The sequence below is a fragment of the Vulcanococcus sp. CPBay_Sum15L08_68 genome, from assembly GCF_017855895.1.
Lineage (GTDB): Bacteria > Cyanobacteriota > Cyanobacteriia > PCC-6307 > Cyanobiaceae > Vulcanococcus.
The window spans coordinates 1-7,368 of the sequence record NZ_JAFMFX010000080.1 but is presented as its reverse complement, the minus strand read 5'-3'; the positions used below and the strand labels follow the sequence as shown (position 1 = coordinate 7,368).

The window sequence follows — 7,368 nt, the reverse complement described above, 5'->3', positions numbered from 1 at the left end:
GGCGGGTGCTGAACACCGCCGAACGCAACGGTCAACGTTGCGGCGGTCCCGTGCTGCTCTCGGGGCTGGTGGTTGGCGCCGGCATCGTTGAGCTGAGTGCCGGCCCCCTTGGGCAGAACAGTCGCTTCAGCTTGGAGCTGCTGACCTTGCTGGTGCTGCAGTTGGTGGGACCGCTGCTGGTCTCGCTGCTGGCGATGGCGCTGATGATGCCGAACTGGCTGGATCGCGTCGAACGCCACGGCTCCAGGGCCTGGCTGATCAGTGTTCCAGCCTCGGCACTGCTCGCCGCGGTTCTGCTGGTGCTGTTTTTGATCTCCTCGCTCTGCGCGGGGGCGTTGACCACACCCCGCAGTGACCTGATTGGGGAAGCCCAGGCGCTGCTCAGCGGTGTTGCCTTGCAGGATGTCCTGCGGGCCATGCTGCGCTGCTCCTTCTTCCTGGCCTGCATCTGCGCCTGGAGTCAATGGCGGGGCTACCAGGAACTCAAACGCCAACGCCATCCGGCCTTGATGGTCAGCAATCTCTTGATCGAGGGACTGATGGTTCTCTTTGCCCTCAAGCTGATCTGGATCACGGTGCTCGATCCCATCCGTCTGCAGGCGAGCTCCCTATGACGATGCCGAATCCACCGACGCGGAGTCACGAGAGGCTCCTCTTTCTTGGCTCTGGTGTGCTGCTACTAGGAGCCTTGATCATTGGCTTGGCGCGTGAGCAGCACTGGGGCCAACGCTTTTTGAACCTGCGCTTGGTGGCGGCCAATGCCAGTGGCATCAGGCCCGGCCAGGCGGTTCAGATCTCAGGCATGCAGGTCGGTCAGGTGCGCTCCCTGGAGATGCTGCCCAACGCCAAGGTGCAGGTGAAGTTTCAAATTGACGAGCGATTTGCGCCGTTGGTGGGACCACGCAGCACGGCCAGCCAAGGGCAGCAAGGTCTTGTCGGGGAGCACTTCCTGGTGGTCAGTCCGGATCCGCAGCCCTGGCCGGTGAGCCTGGAGAAGCACGGCATGCGCGACACGACCCTGCCCTATGAGCAACCGCCCGCCATCAGCAGCCTGATGGTGGATCTGCATCAAACCCAGAAGGCCCTGCAGGCCACCTTGAACAACACCACCAAACTCACGGCAGAGGATGTTCCCGACACCCTGCGCGAGATCCGCAAAACCCTCGGGAGCGTCGACAACCTCAGCGGCGTGGTGCAACGGGAGACCGCAGCGACAGCACCCACCCTGCGCAAAACGCTCACGCAAATCAGCGCCACCGGTGCCAGTGCCGAGGCCACCTCCAATCGTGCTCAGCAGGTGCTGGAGCAAACCCAGCCGATCCTGGTGAACACCTTGAAGGAGCTACAGGAACTCAGCAGCATCAGCCGCAAACTGCTGCAACTGTTGGTTGGCATCGGTGGCCTTGAGGAAGCGCCGAAGGACCGTTAGTCGAGCGACTGCATCAGGGCATCGGTCATCCGAATCTCGCAGTTGCTGACGAAGATGCCGAAGCCCGTGCCTTGGAAGGCGATGGAGTTCATGTAAACGCAGGCATTGCGGCGGGCCTGCTGAAACGCAGCCAGCTGATCCTCGGGATCCGCGCTGGTCTTAAAGAAGCCCGTCAGGTTGTCCTTCCAGAGCGTGGGGAACTGACCGCCGGGCATCTCGGCAGCATCCGCTGCCACCTTCTGCATGGCCAGAGCCAAGTCCCGATCCTTCTGCTCAAGAACCTTGGCGATGCACAGCGATGTCTCCACCGTGCTCATGGTGTGAGCACAGGGATTGGGCTGGGCCGCCACTGGCTGGGTACTCCCCGCCAAAGCAGCCAGTGCGAACAGGACAGTGAAGCGGCGTCGTGATCGGTGCAGCATGGTGATCAACCCTCGTGCATGGCATTGCCAAAGCCCTTGCGGATCGGGCCCAGCAAATAAAAGAGCAAGGTGGTGCGGTCCGTGAGGATATCGGCGGTCAGCGTCATGCCTGGCACCAAGAGGTTTTTGCCCTTGGCCTTGCCGGCATACTCGCGATCCAAGGCCACACGCACCTTGTAGTAGGGCTCACCGGTCTTCTCATCCTGGAAGGTTCCAGCTGACACGGACTCCACCTTTCCGGTCACGGTGCCGTAGCGGCTGTAGTCGTAGGCAAGCACTTTCACCTCCACCTTCTGTCCGATCCGGACGTTGCCAATGTCCTTGGGCTTGACCCGGGTGAAGGCCTCCAGGCGCTGACCAATCGGAACGACCTCGGCGACCACACTGCCCGGCGCAATCACCCCGCCGATGGTCTTGATCGTGTAGCTCTTGACGATGCCATCAACCGGTGAGCGCACCTGCAGCCGCTCCAGTTCCCCCAGCTGACGGCCCAGCACGCTCTGCAGCTCAGCCTTCTCACTGGTGACTTTCGCCAGCTGCTCCAGGGTGTCCGTGCGGAGTTTGGCCCGCAGTTCAAAGCGTTGGGTCTCCGTCTCTTGAATCGTTCCGTCCAGTTCCGCCAGTTCGGTCTCTGTGGAAGCGATGCGACGCCGGGCCTCGAGAACGTCGTTGTGGGGGATGGCTCCACTGCGATCCAACTTCTCGTAGGCCTTGGTCTGCTCCTTCAGCAGTGCGACTTCATCGAGGTATTCCCTGCGCTTGGCCTGCAGGGTGGCCAGGCGTTGGTCCGCCAGGGTGATTTGACGGGTGATATCCCTGGCCTTTTGATCCTGGAGATCTCGGAAGGCCTTCTCCACTTCCGCTGAAGGGCGCGTTGGCGTGCGCTGTTTGCTGTTCATCGCCTCCTCCCCGAGAGCCTTGCGCAACTCGCGCTGCTCCAGGGTGAGGTTGGTGATCCGGGTCGCGGTCTGCTGCTCCTGGGAGCCGATCTCCCCTTCGTCGAGCTTGAGCATCACCTGGCCCTTCTTGACCCGCTGCCCCTCAGACACCAGTTGTTGGCGCACAATGCCGCCCTCAAGATGCTGGACCTTTTGGATCTCCCCGGCGGGCTCAATCTCACCGGAGGCCACGACGTAGTCCTGGATCGGGATGATCGCCGAGACCGCAATGGAACCGGCAAAAACCGCCGTCACCCCCTTCAGCCAGCGGAGCAGGTTGGGGGGAACCTGACCGGCCTCGAGGGACAGTGCTTCGCCGCGGCGGCCATGGCCAAAGGCCTGGTCGGAGGGATCCGCTTCCAGGTGCCAGATGGAGCTCTCGTCATCAGAGCGCTTGCGGCTCTGGAGATCGCGGGGGTTCGGGGAGGACAGGCTCATCGGAATTAGGCGGCCTTGGCAGGCGCAGGAGGAAGTTTTTGCTGCGCAGCGATTAACTCCGCAGGGGTACCGGCAAAGGCCACAGATCCTTCCCGAAGGATGACGATCTGATCGGCAATTTCAAGCAGCTCAGGCGCATCTGACACCACCAGCGTTGTCCCCTTGCCGCGGCGCTGGGCCAGGACCTGCAGCAGAGCTCGGCGGTTGTGGGGTTGCAGCGCCCCAAGCGGTTGATCCAGGAGCAGGACAACGGGCTCCGCCAAGAGCAACCGCGCCAAGGCGACCCCCTGCACCTGATGGGGCAGCAGGGCATGGGGACCCTGCAGGGCGACGAGCCGATCCAGTCCCTTGCCCTCCAGCAATTCCTCGAGGGCAAGGGACTGCAGGGCCTGTTGCAGATCCTGATCAGTGAGGAAGGGGCCCGCCAGCAGCAGATTCTCCCGGAGGGTTCCAGGGAAGACCCCAGCGTCTTCAGGCAAGAAGGCCATCGCCTGACGCAGCTGCCCCAAGGGGATCTGGCGCAGATCCGAGCCGTCCAGGGTGATCACGCCGCTGCCTGGGGTGATCTGGGCATTGATCAAACGCAGAACAGAGGACGTGCCTGAGCCTTCCGGCCCCGAGAGCACCACCAGCTGACCTGGATTCACCTTGAGGGAGAGCTGAGCCAGGGTGGGCTCCTGCAGGTTGTTGAGCCGCAAGGTGACGTTCTTAAAGACCAGGGCACCCTTGGGGTTGGGAAGCACCCAGCGCTGACTCAGGCTCGTGCTGGGCTCGACTTCCGAGGCCCCCATGAAGCGGTTCAGGCGCTCGAGGTTCGGCCGCATCTGGGACCAGCGGCTCAGGGCTTGGTAGGCCGTTTGGATCGGGCGGAAGACCCGCCAGACGAAGAACATCGTGGCGATCAAGGTGCCCAGCTCGATGCCGGAATTTCCGGCGATCGCAATGCCGGCGCCTGTGGCCAGAACCAAGGCTCCGGTCAGCTGGGAGAACTCGCCGGTGAGGATCGCCAGCAGTTGCTGCAGCCGCAGTGGTCCGAGCCCCTGGATCGCCGATTCACTGGAGGCCTCCTCCAGGCGGCTGTACCAGCGGCGCTCTCCTCCGGCACGCTTGATCTCAGCGAAGTTCTGGAGCAGATCCAACAGCATCGGCTCCAGGTTGGAGGGGTTGCGGCTGAGGGGTTGCTGCACGGCACGGCCGGCCAGTCCGACGAGGTAAACCCCGCCAAAGCAAACCAGCACCATCAAGACGGTGAGCAACATCAAGGGCACGCTCATCACGGCGATGGCCACCAGGAAGATGCCGATGAAGGGCAGATCCAAGGCCGCCAGCGCCACCGGACCGGTGAGGTAGGTGCGCAGACCCTGGAAGCTGCGCAGTCGGTTGGCCAGGGTGAGCGGGGTGTAGCGCTCCAACTGGGGCAGGCGCAGCAAGAGGACCTTCTCGAGCACGCGGATGCTGAGGAGCAAATCCAGCTCCGCGCCCAGATCAGCCAAGCGGGCCTGACGCCGCTGGGTCAGCCAGAGCTGCAGGAGCACGGCCGTGATGGCGAAGGGCAGCAGCAGGAACAAATCCCCCACCTGCCCGCCAGGGATTTCGATGTTGTAGACGGCGCGGATATAGAAGGGCATCGCCAGCGCCAGCAGGTTGATCAGCAGCGAGATCACATAGAGCTCGGTGATCCCGCCGCGGAAACGCAGCACCTGGGCCTGGAACCATTGCCGCTTCTCGCCAGCTCGCTCCGGTTCAAAGCGGATGTCGTAGGCGTAGTAGGCCTGGTCCAAGGCCAACAAGCCAGCCAGTTGCTCGGCGGTCTGGACCAAGCGGAACTCCCAGTTGGCCTGGTCGGCGCGCAGGGCCAGGGGGTAATCGAGTCGCTGCAGCTGCGCCAGCGGTGTGCGCGCGCTCAGGGGGATGACCGTCCAGCGATAGCCCAGGTTGGCCAGGGTGTTCATCAGATCGACCCCGTCCATGGACTGGGGGGATCCACTGATGGCATTGCGGAGCTGAATGGCCTCGCCTGACCAATCCAGGGCTTCCAGAAGATCCGGCAGCAGACGCGCCGAGGCGGACTCGCTCTGGCGCAGGCGATCAAACAGTGGAGCGATCTCGATCATGGCTGCACCTCCACCAGCTCGCTGGCCTTCCATTGCAGGGTCGGAATGGACGGCGGCAATCCCGGAGGCCAGGCCTCCAGGGCCACCAACTTGGAGGCCTCACACTGAATCCCGAGGAACCACTGCAATTCGGAGGCGGGTAGGTCCACCTGGGAGGTGTCCAAAAACAAGGCTGCAGGTTCATCCAGCAGGGCTGCGATGACCTGGACGCGGAAGCGCAAGCTGCGGCTCAAGGGAAAGTCTTGGGTCTCACCGATCGGCGTCTCGTAGCCGCGCGGCAGAGCCTGAATCCAGGGGGCAACAGCTAACTGCTCACAGAGCTGGGCCGCCCGTGGCCCGAGCTGATCAGAGCGGAAGTGGGTGAGGTTCTCAAGCAACGTGCCCGTGCTGAGTTGGGGGTTGGGCACCAGCAGCCGCAGGCGGCGGCGCAGGAGCGAGCGTTGATAGCTCTGCAGCGGCCGACCGGCGTAGCTGGCGTGATGGGGCAGCTCTCCCTCAAGGGCGGTGATGGACTTCAGCAGAGCCGAGGAGCTATCGACGTCTCCACCGACCAAGGCCAAGGCCCCTCCTTGGGGAAGGGTGAATTGGGGGAGCTCCAGAGATCCGCTGGCTGGGGGTTCATCGCCGACCAGGAGGTTGGGTTCTTGGGGCAGTTGCTCGAGCTGCTGGTAGTCGTGATTGGCTTGCCACTGGCTGGCCTGTTGCCCTTCAGCAGCAAATAACTTGCCCAGCGGCATGGTCACCTGACCACTGAGAAGGGTGCAGGCCGCCAGGGCCCCACTGGAGAGGTCCTGGTTGATCACCATCCAACCGCCGAAGCTGACGATCAGAAGTTGATTGAGTTGGGCAAAGAGGCCCGAGAGGTTTTGCAGCCGGGCCGTGGTCGCCTCCTGGCGAAAGCCTGCCTGGGCAAGGCGCTCCTGCAACGGCTCCAGGCGACGCACCAAGAACCCCTCGAGATTGAAGGTCTTGATCGTGGGTGCCCCCAGCAGGCTGGCGTGCAGGGTTTCATTGAGGCTGGTTTCCAGGCGGTGTTTCTGCTCGATCGCGGCGAGCATCGCCTGGGAGGCCTGGTGGGCGTAGTGAATGAAGACCGGTGCCAGCAGCAGGGGCAGGATCACCAACCAATGGCCGATCAGCAGCAGAACAAAGAGATAGACAACGGCAAAGGGAAGATCGATGCGGCGCACGATCCACTGCTGCTCAAAGACACCCCGCAAGGCAGCCGGCGTGCGGAGCTGAGCCAGCCGGGCCTGCAAGGGCTGGGCCTGAACACTGCTGATATCGCTACCCAAGAGCGAGCGGATCGCTCCCAGCCGGAGCCGATGCTCAGAGGATGCCCCAAGCCAACTGAGAACCCAGGCCCGCAGCCCCTTGAGGACCACATCGAGGACCAGGACCGCTGCCAACAGCAAGGTGATGACCGCCAGGCTGTCGCCGGCCTGCTGCGGCAGGACCGAGGTGTAGATGCGATTGATGTACAGCGGAATCGCCAACACCAGCAGGTTGATCGCAATCGAAGCGGCGATCACCACCCGCACCGTGGGGTCATCCAAGTCAGGTCGGATACCCGGATCCCCAGAGATGCGCTTCAGCCGCTGCCACCAGGCTTGAACCACCGAGCCCCAGGCCGATCTCTGCAAAAACTAGGCATGACAAACGTCAATAGCAGCGAGCTGTAGCGCTATTCATCAAACCTGTGCTGAATGACAGGAAATTGGTCAATCTGAGGGGAAAGTGCTCCAGCTCCCATGGCCGCCGATCGTCCTGAAGGCAGCAATCTCGAGCAGTCCATCGCCAAGCGCGTGGGCAACCGGCTGCGGCGGATGTTCGGGATGGAAAACCTGCACGACGGCAGCCGTGAGCAGTTCGAAGAGGCGCATGAATCCATCCCGGAAGGGGGCAGACCACTTCAGGCGGACACAACGACTGGGCGAACCGGCACCGCCTCCTCCCTTCCCGACGCAGGCCTGAGTCGGCCTTGGTCCTCTGACTTTGAGCCCTTCCCAACGCCAGGTGCAGGGGGC

The 7,368-nt window shown here is 63.1% G+C and carries 7 protein-coding genes; 3 read left to right on the top strand and 4 right to left on the bottom strand.

What is annotated here, in order from left to right; translation table 11 throughout:
• The coding region (locus QZ189_RS10175) for a hypothetical protein (protein WP_296421693.1) at window positions 1-614 on the top strand (614 nt) is incomplete at its 5' end.
• Window positions 615-688: 74 nt separating this feature from the next.
• Complete coding sequence (locus tag QZ189_RS10170) at window positions 689-1,429, top strand: MlaD family protein (protein WP_296416738.1); 741 nt, start codon at window positions 689-691, stop codon at window positions 1,427-1,429.
• On the opposite strand, the gene QZ189_RS10165 is transcribed toward QZ189_RS10170, so the two are convergent.
• The 4 genes from QZ189_RS10165 to QZ189_RS10150 form a co-directional block, all read right to left on the bottom strand.
• On the bottom strand, window positions 1,426-1,746 hold the full coding sequence (locus tag QZ189_RS10165; protein ID WP_156797838.1) for a lysozyme inhibitor LprI family protein: 321 nt from the start codon (window positions 1,744-1,746) through the stop codon (window positions 1,426-1,428). The genes QZ189_RS10170 and QZ189_RS10165 overlap by 4 nt on opposite strands.
• A 110-nt stretch (window positions 1,747-1,856) precedes the next feature.
• Window positions 1,857-3,227 (bottom strand): HlyD family type I secretion periplasmic adaptor subunit, encoded by a 1,371-nt coding sequence (locus QZ189_RS10160; protein ID WP_296416736.1) that lies wholly within the window; start codon window positions 3,225-3,227, stop codon window positions 1,857-1,859.
• A 5-nt stretch (window positions 3,228-3,232) separates the two neighbouring features.
• Complete coding sequence (locus QZ189_RS10155) at window positions 3,233-5,341, bottom strand: ATP-binding cassette domain-containing protein (protein WP_296416735.1); 2,109 nt, start codon at window positions 5,339-5,341, stop codon at window positions 3,233-3,235.
• Window positions 5,338-6,960: an ABC transporter transmembrane domain-containing protein gene (locus QZ189_RS10150; RefSeq protein WP_296421692.1), complete on the bottom strand. Its 1,623-nt coding sequence runs from the start codon at window positions 6,958-6,960 to the stop codon at window positions 5,338-5,340. The genes QZ189_RS10155 and QZ189_RS10150 overlap by 4 nt, the downstream gene beginning before the upstream one ends.
• 132 nt (window positions 6,961-7,092) lie before the next feature.
• Between QZ189_RS10150 and QZ189_RS10145 the strand changes: the two genes are divergently transcribed.
• Window positions 7,093-7,368: hypothetical protein (locus QZ189_RS10145; RefSeq protein WP_296421691.1), on the top strand; the 276-nt coding region annotated here is incomplete at its 3' end.